At 68.8% G+C, this 19,839-nt stretch carries 18 protein-coding genes and 1 riboswitch; of the genes, 3 read left to right on the top strand and 15 right to left on the bottom strand.

Annotated features, from left to right (window positions below):
- From zwf to pgl, 3 genes are read left to right on the top strand one after another with little or no spacing between them, the layout of a single operon-like run.
- Nucleotides 1-1,554: a glucose-6-phosphate dehydrogenase gene (gene zwf / locus AS181_RS04255; protein WP_058250371.1), complete on the top strand. Its 1,554-nt coding sequence runs from the start codon at nt 1-3 to the stop codon at nt 1,552-1,554.
- A gap of 49 nt (nt 1,555-1,603) precedes the next feature.
- Complete coding sequence (locus tag AS181_RS04250) at nt 1,604-2,536, top strand: glucose-6-phosphate dehydrogenase assembly protein OpcA (protein ID WP_058250370.1); 933 nt, start codon at nt 1,604-1,606, stop codon at nt 2,534-2,536.
- Nucleotides 2,533-3,270 (top strand): 6-phosphogluconolactonase, encoded by a 738-nt coding sequence (gene pgl / locus AS181_RS04245; protein ID WP_058250369.1) that lies wholly within the window; start codon nt 2,533-2,535, stop codon nt 3,268-3,270. Before AS181_RS04250 ends, pgl begins: the two co-directional genes overlap by 4 nt.
- Before the next feature lie 7 nt (nt 3,271-3,277).
- Here the strand turns inward: pgl and ppc are convergent, their stop codons facing one another.
- From ppc to rpe, 15 genes are all read right to left on the bottom strand, one after another.
- A complete protein-coding gene (gene ppc, locus AS181_RS04240) occupies nt 3,278-6,109 on the bottom strand; it encodes a phosphoenolpyruvate carboxylase (RefSeq protein WP_058250368.1) in 2,832 nt (943 codons plus the stop codon).
- A gap of 55 nt (nt 6,110-6,164) precedes the next feature.
- Nucleotides 6,165-6,401, bottom strand: coding sequence for a preprotein translocase subunit SecG (gene secG, locus AS181_RS04235; protein ID WP_010841002.1), 237 nt, complete (start codon nt 6,399-6,401; stop codon nt 6,165-6,167).
- Between the two features lie 106 nt (nt 6,402-6,507).
- On the bottom strand, nt 6,508-7,296 hold the full coding sequence (gene tpiA, locus AS181_RS04230) for a triose-phosphate isomerase (protein WP_058250367.1): 789 nt from the start codon (nt 7,294-7,296) through the stop codon (nt 6,508-6,510).
- Nucleotides 7,297-7,299: 3 nt separating this feature from the next.
- A complete protein-coding gene (locus AS181_RS04225; RefSeq protein WP_058250366.1) occupies nt 7,300-8,511 on the bottom strand; it encodes a phosphoglycerate kinase in 1,212 nt (403 codons plus the stop codon).
- A gap of 33 nt (nt 8,512-8,544) precedes the next feature.
- Nucleotides 8,545-9,564 (bottom strand): type I glyceraldehyde-3-phosphate dehydrogenase, encoded by a 1,020-nt coding sequence (gene gap, locus AS181_RS04220; RefSeq protein ID WP_058250365.1) that lies wholly within the window; start codon nt 9,562-9,564, stop codon nt 8,545-8,547.
- Between the two features lie 159 nt (nt 9,565-9,723).
- Nucleotides 9,724-10,701, bottom strand: a complete 978-nt coding sequence (gene whiA / locus AS181_RS04215; protein WP_174316851.1) for a DNA-binding protein WhiA — start codon at nt 10,699-10,701, stop codon at nt 9,724-9,726.
- A gap of 73 nt (nt 10,702-10,774) precedes the next feature.
- Nucleotides 10,775-11,803 carry a gluconeogenesis factor YvcK family protein gene (locus tag AS181_RS04210; RefSeq protein WP_058250364.1) on the bottom strand — a complete coding sequence of 343 codons (1,029 nt, stop codon included), beginning with the start codon at nt 11,801-11,803 and terminating at the stop codon, nt 10,775-10,777.
- Nucleotides 11,800-12,732, bottom strand: coding sequence for an RNase adapter RapZ (gene rapZ / locus AS181_RS04205; protein ID WP_058250566.1), 933 nt, complete (start codon nt 12,730-12,732; stop codon nt 11,800-11,802). The genes AS181_RS04210 and rapZ overlap by 4 nt, the downstream gene beginning before the upstream one ends.
- Nucleotides 12,725-14,782, bottom strand: coding sequence for an excinuclease ABC subunit UvrC (uvrC, locus tag AS181_RS04200; RefSeq protein WP_058250363.1), 2,058 nt, complete (start codon nt 14,780-14,782; stop codon nt 12,725-12,727). Before uvrC ends, rapZ begins: the two co-directional genes overlap by 8 nt.
- Before the next feature lie 10 nt (nt 14,783-14,792).
- Nucleotides 14,793-15,281, bottom strand: a complete 489-nt coding sequence (locus AS181_RS04195) for a PH domain-containing protein (protein ID WP_058250362.1) — start codon at nt 15,279-15,281, stop codon at nt 14,793-14,795.
- Nucleotides 15,278-15,790 (bottom strand): 6,7-dimethyl-8-ribityllumazine synthase, encoded by a 513-nt coding sequence (gene ribH, locus AS181_RS04190; protein ID WP_058250361.1) that lies wholly within the window; start codon nt 15,788-15,790, stop codon nt 15,278-15,280. The genes AS181_RS04195 and ribH overlap by 4 nt, the downstream gene beginning before the upstream one ends.
- Entirely contained in the window at nt 15,787-17,115 is a 1,329-nt protein-coding gene (locus tag AS181_RS04185) for a bifunctional 3,4-dihydroxy-2-butanone-4-phosphate synthase/GTP cyclohydrolase II (RefSeq protein ID WP_058250565.1), read from the bottom strand. Before AS181_RS04185 ends, ribH begins: the two co-directional genes overlap by 4 nt.
- A gap of 20 nt (nt 17,116-17,135) precedes the next feature.
- The gene (locus tag AS181_RS04180; protein ID WP_058250564.1) at nt 17,136-17,774 is read right to left on the bottom strand and encodes a riboflavin synthase; all 639 of its coding nucleotides are present in this window, start codon (nt 17,772-17,774) and stop codon (nt 17,136-17,138) included.
- 44 nt (nt 17,775-17,818) lie between these two features.
- Nucleotides 17,819-17,975, bottom strand: a riboswitch (FMN riboswitch).
- An 82-nt stretch (nt 17,976-18,057) separates the two neighbouring features.
- Nucleotides 18,058-19,083 carry a bifunctional diaminohydroxyphosphoribosylaminopyrimidine deaminase/5-amino-6-(5-phosphoribosylamino)uracil reductase RibD gene (gene ribD / locus AS181_RS04175; protein ID WP_058250360.1) on the bottom strand — a complete coding sequence of 342 codons (1,026 nt, stop codon included), beginning with the start codon at nt 19,081-19,083 and terminating at the stop codon, nt 18,058-18,060.
- Between the two features lie 4 nt (nt 19,084-19,087).
- Nucleotides 19,088-19,792: a ribulose-phosphate 3-epimerase gene (rpe, locus tag AS181_RS04170; protein WP_058250359.1), complete on the bottom strand. Its 705-nt coding sequence runs from the start codon at nt 19,790-19,792 to the stop codon at nt 19,088-19,090.
- Between the last annotated feature and the right edge of the window lie 47 nt (nt 19,793-19,839).

Below are 19,839 nucleotides of genomic sequence, written 5' to 3'. Positions count from 1 at the left end.
GTGGCGGGAGGCGAGGAGTCAACCGGGACCGGTTCGTGGACCAATCCGCTCCGTGACCCGCAGGACAAACGGCTGCCGCGCATCGCGGGACCATGCAGCCTGGTCATCTTCGGGGTCACCGGCGACCTCGCCCGCAAGAAGTTGATGCCGGCGGTCTACGACCTCGCCAACCGCGGCCTCCTGCCACCGTCGTTCGCCCTCGTCGGCTTCGCTCGGCGCGACTGGACCGACGAGGACTTCGGCGCCATCGTCCACGACGCCGTCCGTGAACACGCACGGACCGGATTCCGCGAAGAGGTGTGGGAACGCCTCGCCGAGGGATTCCGGTTCGTGCAGGGCGCATTCGATGACGACGCCGCCTTCGACAGGCTGCGCGACACGCTCAAGTCGCTCGATGTCGAACGCGGGACCGACGGCAATCACGCGTTCTACCTGTCGATTCCGCCGGGGGCCTTCCCGACGGTCTGCGAGCAGCTCGAGCGCAGCGGTCTCGCCACGCCGACGGGCGACAGCTGGCGACGGGTGGTGATCGAGAAGCCGTTCGGTCACGATCTCGAGTCCGCACGCGAACTCAACGCGATCGTCAACAACGTCTTCCCCGAGTCGTCGGTGTTCCGGATCGACCACTATCTGGGCAAGGAGACCGTCCAGAACATCCTGGCCCTGCGGTTCGCCAATCAGTTGTTCGATCCGCTGTGGAGTTCGCATTACGTCGACCACGTCCAGATCACCATGGCCGAGGACATCGGACTCGGCGGCCGGGCGGGCTACTACGACGGGATCGGCGCGGCGCGCGACGTCATCCAGAACCACCTGCTGCAGCTCATGGCCCTGGTCGCGATGGAAGAGCCGATCTCCTTCGAGCCCAAGCAATTACAGGCCGAGAAGATCAAGGTCCTCGCCGCGACGCGCAACGTCCTGCCGATCGACGAGAACACCGCCCGCGGTCAGTACGGACCGGGTTGGCAGGGCAGCGAGAAGGTGCCGGGCCTCAAGGAGGAGGAGGGTTTCGCGAAGGACTCGAAAACCGAGACCTTCGCCGCCATCGCCCTCGAGGTCGACTCCCGCCGCTGGGCAGGGGTCCCGTTCTATCTGCGCACCGGAAAGCGCCTGGGCCGTCGCGTCACCGAGATCGCACTGGTCTTCAAGCGCGCTCCGCACCTGCCGTTCGACCAGACCATGACCGAGGAACTGAGTCAGAACGCCTTGGTGATCCGGGTCCAGCCGGACGAGGGCATCACCTTGCGGTTCGGTTCCAAGGTCCCCGGGTCGAGCATGGAGGTCCGGGACGTCAACATGGACTTCAGCTACGGCACCGCCTTCACCGAGGCCTCGCCAGAAGCGTACGAGCGTCTCATCCTCGACGTCCTGCTGGGTGAACCCTCGCTGTTCCCCGTCAACGAGGAAGTCGAACTGTCGTGGCGCATCCTCGATCCGGTGCTCGACCACTGGGCCGGGTCGGGGTCGCCCGACACCTACGAGTCCGGGACGTGGGGGCCGCGTTCGGCCGAGGAGATGATGGCCCGCACGGGTCGCGCGTGGCGTCGGCCGTGACGAGACGTCCGTACGCCCGCACCGTCCGATCCGTTCAGGAGGCCTCCCGATGATCGTCGAACTGCCCGACACGTCGACCGGAAAGGTCGCCAAGAAGATCATCGAGGTGCGCGCCGCGGGCGGCGCGCTGAGTCTGGGTCGCGTGCTCACCCTGGTCGTGTGCGTCGAACTCGGTGAGCCGATGGAGGGGGCCATCGAGGCGGCGGTCGGCGCGAGCCGCGAGCACCCGAGCCGCGTCATCGTCGTGTATCGCGGTGTGCGCGAAGGCGACTCACGGCTCGATGCCCAGATCCGCGTGGGCGGCGATGCCGGCGCCTCCGAGGTGGTCGTGCTGTCGCTGCAGGGCGAACTCGCCGACCATCCGGACAGCGTGGTGACCCCCTTCCTCCTCCCCGACACCCCGGTCGTCACCTGGTGGCCGGGCAAGGGGCCACGACGCCCCGCAGACGATCCGCTCGGCAAACTCGGGCACCGGCGCATCGTCGACGCGAGCAAGGCGGGCGACTCGCTCGCGGTGCTGGCGCAGCGCCTCGAGACCTACTCCCCCGGCGACACCGACCTCGCCTGGACCCACATCACCCACTGGCGCGCGATCCTCGCGTCCGCGGTCGACCGGCCGCCGCACACCCCGATCACCGAGGTCGTGGTCACCGGGTCGCAGAACTCGCCCTCGGTGGACCTGATCGCCGGTTGGCTGCGGTCCACCCTGAACGTCCCGACGCGACGCCGCCGCGGCAGTTTCGAGATCCGACTCCACCGCGACGAGGGTCCGACCATCCTCGCCGTCGACGAGGAGAACAACGCCGTGCTGACGATGCCCGGCAAACCCGATGGACGCGTCGCCATGGGCCGACGTGAACTTCCCGCGTGTATCGCGGAGGAACTACGACGACTCGACACCGACGAGGTGTACATCGAAGCACTCAAGGGTGTGCCCGAGGTCGAGTTCACAGATGACACCGAAGGAGTTGCCGCCCGATGACCACCGAGACCCTCGTCTTCGACTCCAAGCAGGAACTCGTCGAGACCGCCGCGACCCGGTTCGTGGACCTCGTGACCCGGGCCCAAGCCGAACGCGGCGTCGCGAGTGTGGTGCTGACCGGCGGCAGCAACGGGATCGGCCTCCTGTCGGCGCTCGCCGCCGACAGCGGCACCATCGACTGGTCCAAGGTCGACATCTACTGGGGCGACGACCGTTTCGTCCCCGCCGACGATCCGGAACGCAATTCGGGTCAGGCGCGCGAGGCGCTGCTCGACACCGTGCCCGTCGACCCGTCGCGGGTGTTCCCGATGGCGCCGTCGGACGGACCGCTCGGCGACGACATCGAGGCCGCCGCCGCGGATTACGCCGCGATTCTCGCCGGCCGGTCGAGCGACGGCGTGGCGCCGGAGTTCGATCTCCATCTGCTCGGCATGGGCGGTGAGGGACACATCAACTCGTTGTTCCCGCACACTGCGGCCACCGCGGAGACCACGAAGTCGGTGGTCGCCGTCGAGGATTCGCCGAAGCCGCCGCCGCGCCGGATCACCCTGACCCTGCCCGTCGTCAACCGTTCCCGGCAGGTGTGGTTCCTGGTCGCCGGCGCCGACAAGGCCGAGGCGGTCGGTGCCGCACACGGTGGCGCGGACCCGGCCGACTGGCCCGCCGCCGGGGCGCGCGGCACCGAGGAGACCATCTGGTTCCTCGACGACGCGGCCGCCGCCGACATCCGGTGACCGTCCGCTAGCCCGAGTTCCGCAGCGCGGTGGCGAGGCCGTTCATCGTGAGCTGGATCCCGCGCCGCACGATCGGGGTGTCCTCCCCCGCACGGAAGCGCCGCAGCAACTCGACCTGCAGCAGGTTGAGCGGCTCGAGATACGGGAAGCGGTTGTAGACCGACCGCTTCAGCGCGGCGTTGTCGTGGAGCAGGTCGTCGGTGCCGGTGATCTTCGCGCACATCGCGATCGTCCGCTCGTGTTCGTCGACGATCATCCCGAACACCCGCTCGCGCAGCTCCTCGTCGGGCACCAGCTGTGCGTACCGGTGGGCCAGGCCCATGTCCGACTTCGCCAGTACCTGAGCCATGTTCGACATCACGGTGCGGAAGAACGGCCACTTGGCGTAGTACCGCCGCAACGTCTCCAACCGCTCCGGATCGTCCCCGACCCATTCCTCGAACGCCGAGCCCGTGCCGTACCAGCCGGGCAGCATCACGCGCGACTGCGTCCACGAGAGCACCCACGGGATGGCCCGCAGATCGGAGATCTTCTCGGTCTGCTTGCGCGACGCCGGCCGGCTGCCGATGTTGAGGGCACCGATCTCCGACAGGGGCGTCGAGGTGGTGAAGTACTCGACGAATCCCGGGGTCTCGTGGACCAGCCGGCTGTACGCGGCTCGCGCCTTCGCCGCGATGTCGTCCATGATTTCGTAGGCCGAATCGGATTCGTCGCCGAGGCCTTCGGTGTCCAGGAGCGAGGACTCGATGGTTGCGGCGAGCAGCGTCTCCAGGTTGCGCCGCGCCGTGACCGGTTCGGCGTACTTCGCGGCGATGATCTCGCCCTGCTCGGTGATGCGCAGCGAGCCCTGAACCGCACCGGGCGGCTGGGCCAGGATGGCGTCGTAACTGGGACCGCCGCCGCGCCCGACGGTCCCGCCGCGCCCATGGAACAGACGCAACCTGATGCCCGACCGCGACGCCACGTCGACCAGATCGAGCTCGGCGCGGCAGAGCGCCCAGTTCGCGGCCATGTAGCCGCCGTCCTTGTTCGAGTCCGAGTAGCCGAGCATGATCTCCTGAATCCCGTTCTGGGACTCGACCATCGCCCGATAGAACGGGACGTCGAGAACGGCGAGGAGGGTCGCTGCGCCCTGCTGGAGATCCTCGATCGTCTCGAACAGCGGAACCACGCGGACACTACACCGCGGAGAACCGTCATTCGCGTCGTAGAGGCCTGCCTCCTTGAGCAGGATCAGCGCCTCGAGCATGTCACTGACCGACGTGCACATGCTGATCACATAGTTGGGCACGGCCGCGGGACCGAAGGTCGCGACCGCCCTGGCGGCGGCCCGGACGATTCCGAGTTCCTTGGTGGCCAGCTCGCTCAGCTCGGCGTCGGGACTGGTCAACGGTCGACGCGCACGCAGTTCCGCGGAGAGGATCTCGACGCGCTCGGTCTCGTCGAGCGACGCATAGTCCGGATGCACACCCGCCCACGCGAGCAGCTCGGCGACCACTTCCTCGTGCATGTCGGAGTTCTGCCGCATGTCCAGTCCGGACAGGTGGAACCCGAAGGTGCGCACGGCTTCTCGCAGGGCGAGCAACCGGTCGTCGGCGATCGTGTCGTCGTTGTTCGCGCGCAGCGCGCCGTCGATCACATCGAGGTCGGCGAGGAGTTCGGCGGCGTCGCCGTACGGCTGTTTCCCGTCGATGAGGAAGAGGTCGCTCGAGGTGAGGAAGTCGTCGTCGAACATCTCCCGGGCGGTCGCCACCAGACGGGACCGGATGGAGCGCAGGGCGAGCCGGAAGGGCTCGTCGGCCCCCGGGTCGTCGGCGTCGGCCCCGGCGAGGTCGAACAGGGTGTCGCTGGCGTCGATGAGCCGGGCCGACATGCTGAGTTCCTGTGCGAGACTCTCGAGTTCGGCCAGGTGATGTCCGACTGCGGTCTGCGCGGCGAGCGTGGTGGCCAGGGTCACCACCTCGGAGTTCACGAACGGATTGCCGTCGCGGTCGCCGCCGATCCAGGACCCCATCCGGATCATCGGTTCGTCGGCGAGTCCGGCGTCGGGGTATGTCGAGCGCAGCGCGGTGCGTACCGCGGTGTTGATGGCGGGCACGACCTCGAAGAACGAGGCGTCGTAATAGCGGAGCCCGGAACGGATCTCGTCCTGGATGGTGAGACGTTCGAGGCGGATGAGGGCGGTCTGCCAGAGTGTCAGGATCTGACGCCGGATGGACTCGGTGACCTCCGCGTCCTCGTCCGGCATCAGCTCGGTGCGGCCGCGGAATCGCATCAGCTCGGTGATGCGGTTCTGGGCCTCGAAGACGGTGCGGCGGCGGGTCTCGGTGGGGTGTGCGGTGATGACCGGGATCACCGCGGCGTCGGTCAGGGCTCGACCGACCTCGTCGTCGCCGAGACCGGCATCGGCGAGTTTGCGGTAGGTGGCGGCGAGGCTGCTGTCCTGGGGCGGGTCACCGGCCCGGACGTGGATGGCGCGGCGCCGCTCGCGGTGGATGTCCTCGGCCAGGTTCGCCAGCAGCGCGAAGTGGCTGAACGCGCGGATGACCGGGACCGCGGTGGAGATGTCCAGATCGACGAACATGTCGGCGAGTTCGGTGCGGTCGATCTCGTTCCGGCGCACCCGGAATGCGGCCACGCGGGCGGCTTCGACGAGGTCGAAGACGTCGCTGCCGGAGTGTTCGCGGACGACGTCACCCAGGATCCCGCCGAGAAGGCGGATGTCCTCCCGTAGGGGTTCGGTGAGTGCTCGGCCCTCGTCGTCGACGACGATGTGGTCGACGATGGAGATCGATGGGCGCCAGTCCGGGACTCCCCGCGCGGGAACGGTTTCACTCATGCCGTCAAGTATCCCGGCAACCTACGGGCGCGGCATCCCGAGGCGCGAAGGGTGACTAGCCGGACAGTTTGATGTCGACGCCCACGCCGACGATGAAGATCACCCAGATGAGCCCGACGAAGATCGTCAACCGGTCCAGGTTGCGTTCGACGACGCTCGAGCCCGAGAGGCTGGACTGGACACCGCCGCCGAACAGCGACGACAGACCGCCACCCTTGCCGCGGTGCAGCAGGATGAGCACGATCAGCAACACGCTGGTCACGATCAATCCGATGTCGAGTGCACCTTGCACAGTCACGAGTCGCAACGCCCTTCCGTAAAGCCCCTACATACAGCTGTGGCAGGTCAACCCCCGAAAAGAGGCCAACCTGCCACAGTGTACGCGTGGGTGCGACCCGTCAGGGCAAGGGGCCACCCGCGGCGATCGCCGACAGCGTCGCGAACTCGTCGGACTTCAGCGATGCACCGCCGACCAACGCGCCGTCGACGTCGGGACGTCCGACGATGTCGCCGACGTTCTTGGCGTTGACCGATCCGCCGTAGAGGATCCGCACCGATGCCGCGGTCTCGGCGTCGGCGATCTCCGCCAGCGCCTCACGGATCGCCTTGCACACCTCCTGGGCGTCGTCCGCACTCGCCACCCGGCCGGTGCCGATCGCCCAGACCGGCTCGTACGCGATGACGGTCTGAGCGATCTCGGCCGCGGACAGACCGGCGAGCGATCCCTTGAGCTGCGCCACGTTGTAGGCCACGTGGTCGCCGGCCTCGCGGACGTCGAGCCCCTCACCGATGCACACGATCGGGGTGAGTTCGTGCTTGAGCGCCGCCTTCGTCTTGGCCAGCACGACCTCATCGGTCTCGTTGTGCAGGGTGCGACGCTCGGAGTGCCCGACCACCACGAAGGTGCAGCCGAGTTTCGCGAGGAACGCACCGCTGATCTCGCCGGTGTAGGCGCCCGAGTCGTGCGCCGACAGGTCTTGCGCACCGTAGGTGAGCAGGAGCTTGTCGCCGTCGACGACCGTCTGCACGCTGCGGATGTCGGTGAACGGCGGGATGACCGTCACATCGACCTTGTCGAAGTACTTCGCCGGGAGGGCGAAGGCGATCTTCTGAACCAGCGCGATGGCCTCGAGGTGGTTCAGGTTCATCTTCCAGTTGCCCGCGATGAGCGGTTTACGAGTTGCCATGGATCAGCTCTCCAGAACCTTCAGTCCGGGGAGTTCCTTGCCCTCGAGGTACTCCAGCGATGCGCCACCTCCGGTGGAGATGTGCGAGAAATCGGAGTCGGGCAGACCCAGAGTGCGGACCGCGGCCGCCGAGTCGCCGCCGCCGACCACGGTGAACGCGCCGTTGCCCGTCGCACCGGCGATGGCCTCGGCGACACCGCGGGTGCCCGCCGAGAACTTCTCGAACTCGAACACGCCCGACGGGCCGTTCCAGAAGATGGTCTTGGCACCCGAGAGGACCGCGGCGAATCGCTTCACCGATTCCGGTCCGATGTCGAGCCCCATCCAGCCGTCGGGAATGGCGTCCGAGGCCACCGTGTCCGATTCGGCGTCGGCGGCGAACTTGTCGGCCACCACGACGTCGACCGGCAGGTGGATGACGTCACCGAACCGCTCGAGCAGGCTCTTGCAGACGTCGATCTGATCTTCCTGCAGCAGCGAGGAGCCCACCGAATGCCCTTGTGCGGCAAGGAAGGTGAACGCCATACCGCCGCCGATGACCAGCGTGTCGACCTTGGGTGCCAACGCCTCGATGACGCCGAGTTTGTCCGACACCTTCGATCCGCCGAGGACGACGGCGTAGGGTCGCGTCACCTCTTCGGTGAGCTTGGACAGCACGTCGACCTCGGCCGCCACCAGCTCGCCCGCGTAGTGCGGGAGCAGCTTGGCGACGTCGTAGACCGAGGCCTGCTTGCGGTGCACCACTCCGAAGCCGTCGGAGACGAACGCGCCGTCGTCGCCGACGAGCTCGACCAGCGCTTTGGCGAGCGCCTCGCGCTCGGCGTCGTCCTTGGCGGTCTCCCGCGGATCGAAGCGGATGTTCTCCAGCAGCAGGACGTCGCCGTCGGTGAGTCCTTCCGCGCGGGCCAGCGCGTCGGTGCCGACGACGTCCCCGGCGAGCTGCACGTTGCGGCCGAGTTCCTCACCGAGGCGGGCGGCCACCGGCGCCAGCGAGAACTTCGGATCCGGCTCGCCCTTCGGACGACCCAGGTGCGCGGTGATGATCACCTTGGCACCGGCGTCGATGAGCGCGTTGAGCGTCGGCAGGGACGCGAGGATGCGACCCGGATCGGTGATCGTCGACCCGTCGAGCGGGACGTTGAAATCCGACCGGACCAGTACACCCCTGCCCGAAACACCTTCGTCCAGAAGGTCTTTCAGAGTGGGAACACCCATGAGGCGTTGACTCCTAAGGTCGTTGGGGGTGGGTCAGAGCGACTTGCCGACGAGACCGATGAGGTCGACGAGGCGGTTGGAGTAGCCCCACTCGTTGTCGTACCAGGACACGACCTTGGCCTGGTCGTCGATCACCTTGGTCAGGCCGGCGTCGAACAGCGAGCTGTGCGGGTCGGTGACGATGTCGGACGAGACGATCGGCGCGTCGTAGTACTTGAGGATGCCCTTGAGCGGACCGTCGGCAGCGGCCTTGAGCGCGGCGTTGATCTGCTCGGCGGTGGCGGTCTTCGACAGCTGGGCGGTGAGGTCGGTGACCGAACCGGTGGGGATCGGGACACGCAGCGCGTAGCCGTCGAGCTTGCCCTTCAGCTCCGGGAGCACCAGGCCGATGGCCTTGGCGGCACCGGTCGAGGTCGGCACGATGTTGATGGCGGCGGCGCGCGCGCGACGCAGGTCCTTGTGCGGGCCGTCCTGCAGGTTCTGGTCCTGGGTGTAGGCGTGGATCGTGGTCATGAGGCCCTTGACGATGCCGAACTCGTCGTTGAGGACCTTGGCCAGCGGGCCGAGGCAGTTGGTGGTGCACGAGGCGTTCGAGATGATGTTCTGGCTGCCGTCGTACTTGTCGTCGTTGACGCCCATCACGATGGTGATGTCCTCGTCCGAGGCGGGGGCGGAGATGATGACCTTCTTGGCGCCGGCGTCGAGGTGTCCCTGAGCCTTGGCGCGGGCGGTGAAGATGCCGGTCGACTCGACGACCACGTCGACGCCCAGGTCGCCCCACGGGATGGCGGCCGGACCTTCCTTGACCTCGAGGGCCTTGATCTTCTGCTCACCGACGACGATGGTGTCGTCGCCCTCGAGGGTGACGTCGTCGGACAGGCGACCGAGGATGGAGTCGAACTTCAGCAGGTGCGCGAGGGTCGCGTTGTCGGTCAGGTCGTTGACCGCGACGATCTCGATGTCGGTGGTGCCCAAAGCTTTTTGCGCTTCGACGGCACGGAAGAAGTTGCGGCCGATCCGGCCGAATCCGTTGACGCCTACCCGAACAGTCACAGTTGTGCTCCTTAGCGGTATTCATGGTCGGGCCTGGTGGTCAAGCCCGGTCTGGCCGCGCGTGAGCGGTCAGCGAAGCACACCTGAGTGGTCACGCCTCCGCCCACGTCGCCACCAGCCTAGTAGGCGACCCTCTGCTCGGCACACCGCAGGTCCGTGTCAGGCCTCGTCGAGCAGCTCGGAGGTCACCGCGGATTCGGTGTCGGGGATGCCGTCCTGGCGGGCCTTCTTGTCGGCCATCGACAGCAGGCGGCGGATGCGCCCGGCGACGGCGTCCTTGGTCATCGGCGGGTCGGCGAGCTGACCGAGCTCCTCCAGCGACGCCTGCCGATGGGTGATCCGGAGCTGTCCGGCCGCGATCAGATGGTCGGGCACCTCGTCACCGAGGATGTCCAGCGCGCGTTCCACGCGGGCCGCGGCGGCGACCGCCGCACGCGCCGAGCGACGCAGATTGGCGTCGTCGAAGTTGGCCAGGCGGTTGGCGGTGGCGCGCACCTCGCGGCGCATCCGGCGTTCCTCCCACACGAGCCTCGTGTCGTGGGCCCCCATCCGGGTCAGCAACGCCCCGATGGCCTCGCCGTCGCGGATGACGACGCGGTCGGCTCCGCGGACCTCGCGGGCCTTGGCCGTGACACCGAGGCGTCGGGCCGCGCCGACGAGGGCGAGCGCCGCCTCCGGCCCGGGACAGCTGACCTCCAGGGCCGACGACCGGCCCGGCTCGGTGAGCGAGCCGTGCGCGAGAAATGCTCCGCGCCAGGCGGCCTCGGCGTCGGCGACACTACCGCCGACGACCTGGGCGGGCAGGCCGCGCACCGGGCGGCCGCGCAGGTCGAGCAGCCCGGTCTGGCGTGCCAGGCCTTCGCCGTCCTTGGTGATCCGCACGATGTAGCGCGCCGACTTCCGCAGCCCGCCACCGCGCAGGACGTGGACGTCCGAGGCGTAGCCGTAGAGGTCGTGGATCTCGCGGCGCAACCGCCGCGCCACGTTGCCCATGTCCACCTCGGCCTCGACCACCACGCGACCCGCGACGATGTGCAGACCGCCGGCGAAACGCAGCAGCGCGGACACCTCGGCTCTCCGGCAACTCACCTGAGTCACCGACAGGCGACTGAGTTCGTCCTTCACCGCCGCCGTCATCGCCACCGGTACCTGTCCTCCTGTCAACAGACCACACGTCCCTCGAGTGAAAATCGCGGAGACATCGCCCGAATCAGGCGTCCGCTCGGTCAGAGTAACGGGTCAGTTCACCTTCGCACAGTTCGTTCACCACGGCGGCGACTTTCGCCGGGTCATGGACCTGCCGGCCCGGCACCGCGACGTCTCCGACATTCAGCTCCGCGCCGAACAATCCGGCCGCACGCACGAGGTGATCGCGTTCCCGTCCCGCGGGCACCGAGGACGCGTCCACGAGGACGTGGTCGACGCGGAAGGTGTTCGCATGGGCGTGCAGGACGTGGAGGTGGCGCTCTACCGAGAACCCCGGGGTCTCCCCCGGCTCGGGGGCCAGATTGACCACGAGGACCTTGCGAGCGCTGCTGCGCTGCAAGGCCTTCAACTGTTCGGGGACGAGCACGTGCGGGATCACGCTCGAGAACCAGGAGCCAGGCCCCAGCATCAGCAGGTCGGCCGATTCTATTGCGGTCAGCGCCGATTCGCAGGCCGGTGGGTCGCCGGGCAACAGCCGGACGCGGCGCACCTTGCCGGGCGTGGTGGCCACCGCGACCTGTCCCCGGATCTCGCGACTGATGCGTGGATCGGCCTCGAGTCCCGAGACGTCGGCCTCGATGTCGAGGGGCACGGTCGACATCGGCAGCACGTGCCCCGTGATGCCGAAGATCTCCCGCAACTCGGCGAGGGCCCCCACGGTGTCGCCGAGCACCTCGGTGAGTCCGGCGAGGAGCAGATTGCCGATCGGATGCCCGGCGAGCGCCCCACGGCCGCCGAAGCGGTGCTGGAGCACCTCGGCCCACAGTTCGTGCCGGCGGCGGGCCGCCGGGCCGTCGGCGGCCTGTGCGTCCGGCAACCCGTCGGGCGTACTCATCAAGGCGGCGAGCGCCATTCGCAGGTCGCCGGGCGGGATGAGTCCGAGTTCGGCGCGCAACCGTCCCGACGACCCCCCGTCGTCGGCGACGGTGACCACCGCGGTGATGTCGGCGCTCAGATAGCGCATCGCGGTCAGCGTCGCGTACAGGCCGTGACCGCCGCCGAGGGCGACGATCCGGGGTTCCCGGGAACTCATTCGCGCCCCAGATCACGATGCATGACCCGGACGTCGTAGGACGCGTGCCCGGCGTCGTCGACGGCGCGGCGCAACCGAGCCGACAGTTCCTCGGCGATGGCGACACTGCGGTGCTTGCCGCCGGTGCAGCCGACGCTGATGGTCATGTAGCGCTTGCCTTCTCGCAGGTAACCGCGGCCGACGATCGAGACCAGGCCGGTGTAGAGGTCGAGGAATCCGTCGGCGTCCGGTTGGCCGAGGACGTAGTCGCGGACCGGTGCCTCCCGGCCGTTGTGATCGCGTAGTTCGTCGATCCAGTGCGGATTGGGCAGGAAGCGGACGTCGGCGACGAGATCGGAATCGATGGGCAGACCGTACTTGAAGCCGAACGACTGCACCGCGATCGACAGCCGCGGTTCGGTGTCGCCCGGCGCGACGCCCTCGACGATCGCGCGCAGTTTGGCCGCGGTCAGCGCCGACGTCTCCACCACCAGATCGGCCACGTTCTTGATCGGGGCGAGGATCGCCCGTTCGCGGGCGATCCCCTCGACAAGAGTTTCCTTGCCCTGCAACGGATGTCGGCGACGAACCTGCTCGAAACGGCGGACCAGCACCTGGTCGCTGGCGTCGAGGTAGAGCAGCCGGGTCCGGATTCCGGACTCTTCGAGACGGTCCCGCAGCTGTTCGAGCTGATGGGCGAGGTTGTCGTCGGACGCGCGCAAGACCATGGCGAGCCGGGTGATCGCCGGATCGTCTTCGCGGACCATCCCGACCATCGTCGAGATCAACGAGGGAGGCACGTTGTCGGCGACGTACCAGCCGTCGTCCTCGAGCACGTTCGCCGCGGTGGAGCGTCCCGCGCCGGACATCCCCGTCACGAAAAGGACGGTGAAGTCGGTGTCGTTCGCCTCGGCGATCGCCGCGCTCTGCACTTCGGTGTGGTCACTCATCGGCACCTCGTCCCGTGTCACCGGTCGCCACCGTCATCTCCTTCTCGGCCCGCTCCGGGATCGGGGCCGGGTTCGGGGTCTGGTCGGGCGCCGCCACCTCGCCGGAGAGCGCGGTCTGGACCGCACGCGCCGTGGTGAGGCCGATCCCGGGCACCTGGGATATCTCATCCAACGATGCCTCGCGCAGGCGCGCAACCGAACCGAAGTGGGTCACCAGCGCGGTGCGGCGGGTTCGGCCGAGGCCGGGGACCCCGTCGAGCACCGACTCGGTCATGCGCTTGCTGCGCTTGCTGCGGTGGAACGTGATGGCGAACCGATGGGCCTCGTCGCGCACCCGTTGCAGCAGGAACAGTGCCTGGCTGTTGCGCGGCAGGATCATCGGGTCGTCGTCACCGGGCACCCACACCTCCTCGAGGCGTTTGGCGAGCCCGATCACCGAGACGTCGGTGATGCCGAGTTCGTCAAGGACCGCCGCGGCGGCGTGCACCTGGGGCGCACCGCCGTCGACGACGAAGAGGTTCGGCGGGTAGGCGAACTTCCGCGGTTGCGCCGTGGTGTCGGCCGCCGCGCTGATCTCACCGGACACCGGGGGCGGCGCGTCCCGGTCGGTGCGGTGGCGCAGGAACCGGCGCCGGGTGACCTCGGCGATGGACGCGACGTCGTCGGATCGGCCCTCGCCGGCGGCGTGCCGGATCGAGTAGTGCCGATAGTCGGACTTGCGGGGCAGACCGTCTTCGAAGACCACGAGGGAGGCGACCACATCGGTGCCCTGCACGTGCGAGATGTCGACGCACTCGATGCGCAGCGGCGCCTGATCGAGCAGTAGCGACTCCTGCAGTTCGGTGAGCGCCGCCGATCGGGTCGTGAGATCGCCCGCGCGTCGGAGTTTGTGCTGCGCAAGGGCTTCGCCGGCGTTGCGGGCGACGGTCTCGAACAGCGCTTTCTTGTCGCCGCGCTGGGGCACCCGCAACCGCACCCGGCTGCCGCGGAGACCGGACAGCCACTCCTCGAGCTCCTCGGCGTCGGAGGGCAACTCCGGCACCAGCACCTCGCGGGGTATGGACTCCCCGTGTGCCCGATCGGTCCCGACGTCGACGGTGGCGTCGAAATCGACCTGGGCGCCGTAGAACTGGGTGATGAACTCCCCCACCACGTCGCCGTCGGTACCGTTGTCGCTGCGCTCGACCACCCATCCGCGTTGGCCCCGCACGCGTCCGTCGCGGACGTGGAACACCTGGACCGACACCTCGAGCTGATCGCCGGCGAGCGCGATCACGTCGGCGGTGGTGCCGTCGCCGAGCACGACCGCCTGCTTCTCCATGGCGCGTCGCATCGCACCGATGTCGTCACGCAACCGTGCGGCACGCTCGAAGTCGAGCTCCTCGGCCGCGACGTTCATGTCCCGTTCCATCTTGCGGATCATCAGGTCGGTGCGGCCGGCGAGGAAATCGCAGAAGTCCTCGACGATCTCCCGGTGTTCCTCGGCATCCACCCGCCCGACGCAGGGGGCGGAGCACTTGTCGATGTAGCCGAGCAGACACGGGCGGTCGATCTGCCGATGCCGTTTGAACACACCGGCCGAGCAGGTCCGGGCCGGGAAGACCCGGGTCAGTAGGTCGACCGTCTCGCGGATCGCCCACGCGTGCGCGTACGGACCGAAGTAGCGCACGCCGCGCCGGCGCGGACCCCGGTACACGAACAGGCGCGGGTACTCCTCGTTCAGGGTGACCGCGAGCATCGGGTAGCTCTTGTCGTCGCGGTAGCGGACGTTGAAGCGCGGGTCGAATTCCTTGATCCAGTTGTATTCGAGCTGCAGCGCCTCGACCTCGGTGCCGACCACCGTCCACTCGACGGAGGCGGCCGTCGTCACCATCTGACGGGTGCGGGGGTGCAGCGAGGCGATGTCGGCGAAGTACGACGTCAGCCTCGACCGGAGGTTCTTGGCCTTGCCCACGTAGATGACACGACGATGCTCGTCGCGGAACTTGTACACCCCGGGATCGGTCGGGATGGACCCCGGGGCGGGTCGGTAGGTAGTCGGGTCGGCCACGTGTTCCAGGCTAGTGTCCGGGCCGGACAGTCCCGCGGTAGCGCTCCTCGAGTTCGCGGAATCGACCCATCGCGTCGATGGCGCGCTGACCGTCACCGGCCTGAACGGCCAGGACGGTGATGTGTTCGTCGGCCGGGAAGAGCAGCCACGCCCCGAAACCCTGCTCCGGGTAGGTGAGACCGAGAACACGGTCCCATTCGAAGAGCCGCGCCGACACCAGGTTGCGCACCTCGACGCCGGCGGCTCCGACGCGCAGTCGCGGGCGGGTGAACAGCAGGATGGCTGCCGAGATGAGCACGCCGATGAGGATGATCGCGATCTGGTCGGAACCGCCGAGATTGCGGACTCCGACGTCGTCGATCGTGAGCAGTAGACCGAACGTGATGTGGATGGCCATCACCACGACGGCGGCGGCGATGGCCCACCGCGGTAGGTTGCGGGGCCGGTAGACCAGGTCCCAGCCGGTGGAGTCGGTCGGCGGGGTGTCCGCGGGACTCACGCCGATGCTCCTCCGACCGCCACCGGGAGGGTTTCGCCACGCGCGAGCGCGCGCAGGGTCAGCGCCGACGCCAGCGCGGCGACCGTCGCCTGTGCGCCCTTGTCCTCCGTCGAGCCCGGGAGTCCGGCCCGTGCGATCGCCTGGTCCTCGGTGAGCACGGTCAGGACTCCGTTGCCGACCGGGGTCGACTCGTCGAGCGACACCCGCGTCAGGCCGGCGGTCACCGCGTCACACACATACTCGAAATGCGGTGTCTCACCCTTGATCACGACGCCCAGCGCGACGACCGCGTCGTGCGTCCGCGCCAGTGCCTGCACGATGACGGGCAGCTCGATGGCGCCGGCCACCTGCACGATGGTCGGGTCGACGACGCCGTTGTCGCGCGCGGCCCGGATGGCGCCGTCGAGGAGCGCGCCGCAGACGACCTCGTGCCACTGCGACGAGACGATCGCCAGACGCAGCGAGCCGGCGTCGGCGAGTTCGAGGGTCGGCTCTCCGTGGCCGCTCATGCAGGTGCTCCTTCGGACGCGCCGTCGGTGGGCTGGACGTGATCGTCGAGCCCGATCAGATCGTGGCCCATCCGGTCACGCTTGGTACGCAGGTACCGCAGGTTCTCGGCGTTGGCGCGCACCGGCATCGGGACCCGGTCGACGATGTGCAGACCGTATCCGTCGAGCCCCACGCGCTTGGCGGGGTTGTTGGTCAGCAGACGCATCGACCGTACGCCGAGGTCGACGAGAATCTGGGCACCGAGTCCGTAGTCCCGCGAATCGGCGGGCAGGCCCAGTTCCAGGTTGGCGTCGACGGTGTCGGACCCCGCGTCCTGCAGCTGGTAGGCCTGCAGTTTGTGCAACAGCCCGATCCCGCGACCCTCGTGCCCGCGCATGTACAGGATGATCCCGCGGCCCTCGTCGGCCACCATCTCCATCGCGGCGTCCAACTGCGGGCCGCAGTCGCAGCGCAGCGACCCGAAGACGTCGCCCGTCAGGCACTCCGAGTGCACCCGGACCAGGACGTCGTGGCCCTCGCCGTCCTCGCCGGTGACGTCTCCCTTGACGAGCGCGACGTGTTCGACGTCGTCGTAGACGCTGGAGTAGCCGACGGCACGGAAGTCGCCGTGCCGGGTGGGGATCCGGGCGTCGGCGACGCGGACCACGTGCTTCTCGTGACGGCGTCGCCACGCGATGAGGTCGGCGATCGAGATCAGTGCGAGATCGTGCTCGTCGGCGAACACACGCAACTCGTCGGTCTGCGCCATCGAGCCGACGTCCTTCTGGCTGACGATCTCGCAGATCACGCCGGCCGGGGCGAGGTCGGCCAGGCGGGCGAGGTCGACCGCGGCCTCGGTGTGCCCGGGACGACGCAGCACGCCGCCCTCCTTGGCTCGCAGCGGGACGACGTGGCCGGGTCGGGTGAAGTCGGCGGCCGCGGCGTCGGGGTCGGCCAGCAGACGCATGGTGGTGGCGCGGTCGGCGGCGCTGATACCGGTACCGATGCCCTCCCGGGCATCGACGGTCACGGTGTAGGCGGTGCCGTGCTTGTCCTGGTTCATCGAGTACATCGGCGGCAGGCCGAGCCGGTCGCAGGCGTCGCCGTCGAGCGGGACACACAGGTAGCCGGAGGTGTAGCGCACCATGAACGCCACCAGTTCGGGGGTCGCCTTCTCCGCCGCGAAGATCAGGTCGCCCTCGTTCTCACGATCCTCGTCGTCGACCACGACGACCGCCTTGCCGGCGGCGATGTCGGCGATGGCGCGCTCGATCGTGTCGAAGGCGACGGCGCCGCCACCCTCGGTTGCCGTCGCGTCGTTCCCCTCGCGCGGTGACTCGCTCATCAGAACCTCACTCGTTGTGCTCATTTCGCCCCCGCTACATCAGGAGTACCAGTCGTGTCCGAACCCAGGTGAAGGCGCTCGACGTATTTGGCGATGACGTCGACTTCGAGGTTGACCACGGTGCCGGGTCGGGCGGCGCCGAGGTTGGTCTCGTTGAGGGTCGTCGGGATCAGGGAGATCTCGAACCAGGAGTCGTCGCCGGACCCGCCGACCGCGGACACGGTGAGGGACACCCCGTCCACGGTGATGGAACCCTTCTCGACGAGATACCGGGTGAGCGCCGCGGGCACGGCGATCCGTACGACCGTCCAGTTCTCCGACGGGTTGACCGCGGCGATCGTGCCGGTGCCGTCGACGTGTCCCTGCACGATGTGGCCGCCGAAGCGGCCGTTCGCGGGCATGGCGCGTTCGAGGTTGACGGTGCTTCCGGCGGCGAGGTCGGACAGCGAACTACGGCGCAGGGTCTCGCCCATCACGTCGACGGTGAACTCACCGGGACGGAGGTCGACGACCGTCAGACACACGCCGTTGACGGCGATGGAGTCGCCGTGACCGGCGTCGGCGGTGACCACGGGCCCGCGGACGGTGAATCGGGCGGCGTCGGAGAGATCCTCGCGGTCGGCGATGACGCCGAGTTCTTCCACGATTCCGGTGAACACGCACTCCTCCTGCTCGCTCGGAGCAGACAGGGCGGCCTCGTGTCGCCTGTTCTCTCGCATCCGGACTGTGACCGTCGGCTTCGGATTCGCACCGAATCTGCTGTCCCTGCCTGGTGGCAGGCGCTCGCGGGCTGGACGATGCGGATCCACCGCACCCTCATCACCGCCGGTGGGGATTTCCACCCCGCCCCGAGAACTGGTGACATCGACGCTAGCACGGTCGGCGATGTCAGTCGCATTGCGATTCCGGTGAGCGAAATGCGTCGCGGGCATGTCGTCTCGCTCAGCTGTCGCGCGGGGTGGTCGACGGCCGCGACAGTGTGACGAGGACGTCCTCCCCGAGTCGGGTCACCGATCTCGTGCTGAACCGCTCGCCGTCGTCGAGGGTGGTCACGCCCGGGATCTCGACCGAACTGCGACCGGCACCCAGCACCAGCGGGGCGACGTAGGCGTGCACCTCGTCGACGAGGCCCGCCGCGAAGAACGCCCCCAGGATGTGTGGCCCGCCTTCGACCAGCACCCACAGCGCGTCGGGCAGCGCGGCGAGGACGTCGGCGGGGTCGTGGGACTCGACGCGGAACAGCGGTCCGCCGGCCGGATCCCGGAGCCGGGCGTCGGCCGGGAGGTCGCGGTGGCCGAGGACCACGCGCGCGGGCTGGTGCGGGTGGAGTGCGCCGTCGGCGGTGCGCGCGGTGAGAGTGGGGTTGTCGGCCAGCGCGGTGCCGGTGCCGATCACGATGGCGTCGATCCGGGCGCGCTGTGTGTGCGCGTGGTCGCGGGCCTGCGGGCCGGTGATCCACTGGCTGGTGCCGTCGGGCGCTGCGATCCGGCCGTCAATGCCAGACGCGATCTTCGCGGTGACGTGCGGACGACCGAGACGCTGACGGGTCAGCCATGGCCGTAGCGGCCCGTCCTCGACGGCGCCGGCGGATACTCCCCCGGTCACCCGGACCCCCGCAGCTCGCAGCGTCTCGGCACCACCGGCGGCGAGCGGGTTCGGGTCACTCACCGCGAACTGGACTTCGGCGATCCCGGCCTCGATGAGTGCCTGCGCGCACGGGCCGGTGCGGCCGGTGTGGTTGCACGGTTCGAGGGTGACGATCGCGGTGCCGCCTCGCGCGGCCTCGCCCGCGGCTCGGAGCGCCATGACCTCGGCGTGCGGCCCGCCGGGGGGTTGGGTCGCGCCGATGCCGGCGACGGTGCCGTCGGCGGCGAGGATGACCGCGCCGACGGGCGGGTTCGGTGAGCTGATCCCCATCGCCTCCCGGGACGCGCTGATGGCGCGTTCCATGGCGGCGGCGATGTCCATCGGGTCAGGCCTGGGTCTGTGCCCGTGCGGCGGCGGCCGACTCGCGGAGTGCGGCGACGGCCTGTCCGGGATCGTCCGCGCCGTAGACGGCCGAACCGGCGACGAAGCAGTCGATGCCGGCCTCGGCGGCCTCCTCGATCGTGTCGGCGTTGATGCCGCCGTCGATCTCGACGAGGAGCCGCAGGTCTTCGGCGTCGATGAACTTCCGGATGGCGCGGGCCTTGTCGAGGACCTCGGGGATGAACTTCTGACCGCCGAACCCCGGTTCGACGCTCATGATCAGCAAGGTGTCGAAGTCGCGCAGGATCTCCAGGTACGGCTCGAGCGCCGTACCTGGTTTGATCGACAGCCCGGCCTTGGCCCCGGCGGCGCGGATGTCGCGGGCGACGCCGATCGGGTTCTCGGTGGCCTCGGCATGGAAGGTGACGTTGTGTGCTCCGGCCTCGGCGTACGGCGGCGCCCACCGCTCCGGGTTCTCGATCATCAGATGGCAGTCGAGCGGGATGTCGGTCGCCTTCAACAGGCTCTCGACGATCGGCAGCCCCAGGGTCAGGTTCGGGACGAAGTGCGCGTCCATCACGTCGACGTGCAACCAGTCGGCGCGAGTCTCCCCCGGCTGCGCCACCGCAGCGGCCTCGGCTGCGAGATTCGCGAAGTCCGCGGACAGGATGGACGGGGCGATCATGGGCGCGGTACCGGCGGTGCACATGGTCGACAAGTGTAGGGCGCGGGTTCCACTACGGACGAAAGCGTGCC

It is taken from the genome of Gordonia sp. SGD-V-85, from assembly GCF_001456905.1.
Classification (GTDB): Bacteria; Actinomycetota; Actinomycetes; order Mycobacteriales; family Mycobacteriaceae; genus Gordonia; species Gordonia hongkongensis.
The sequence above is the reverse complement of the archived record's forward strand: the minus strand, read 5'-3'. Positions and strand labels throughout refer to the sequence as shown.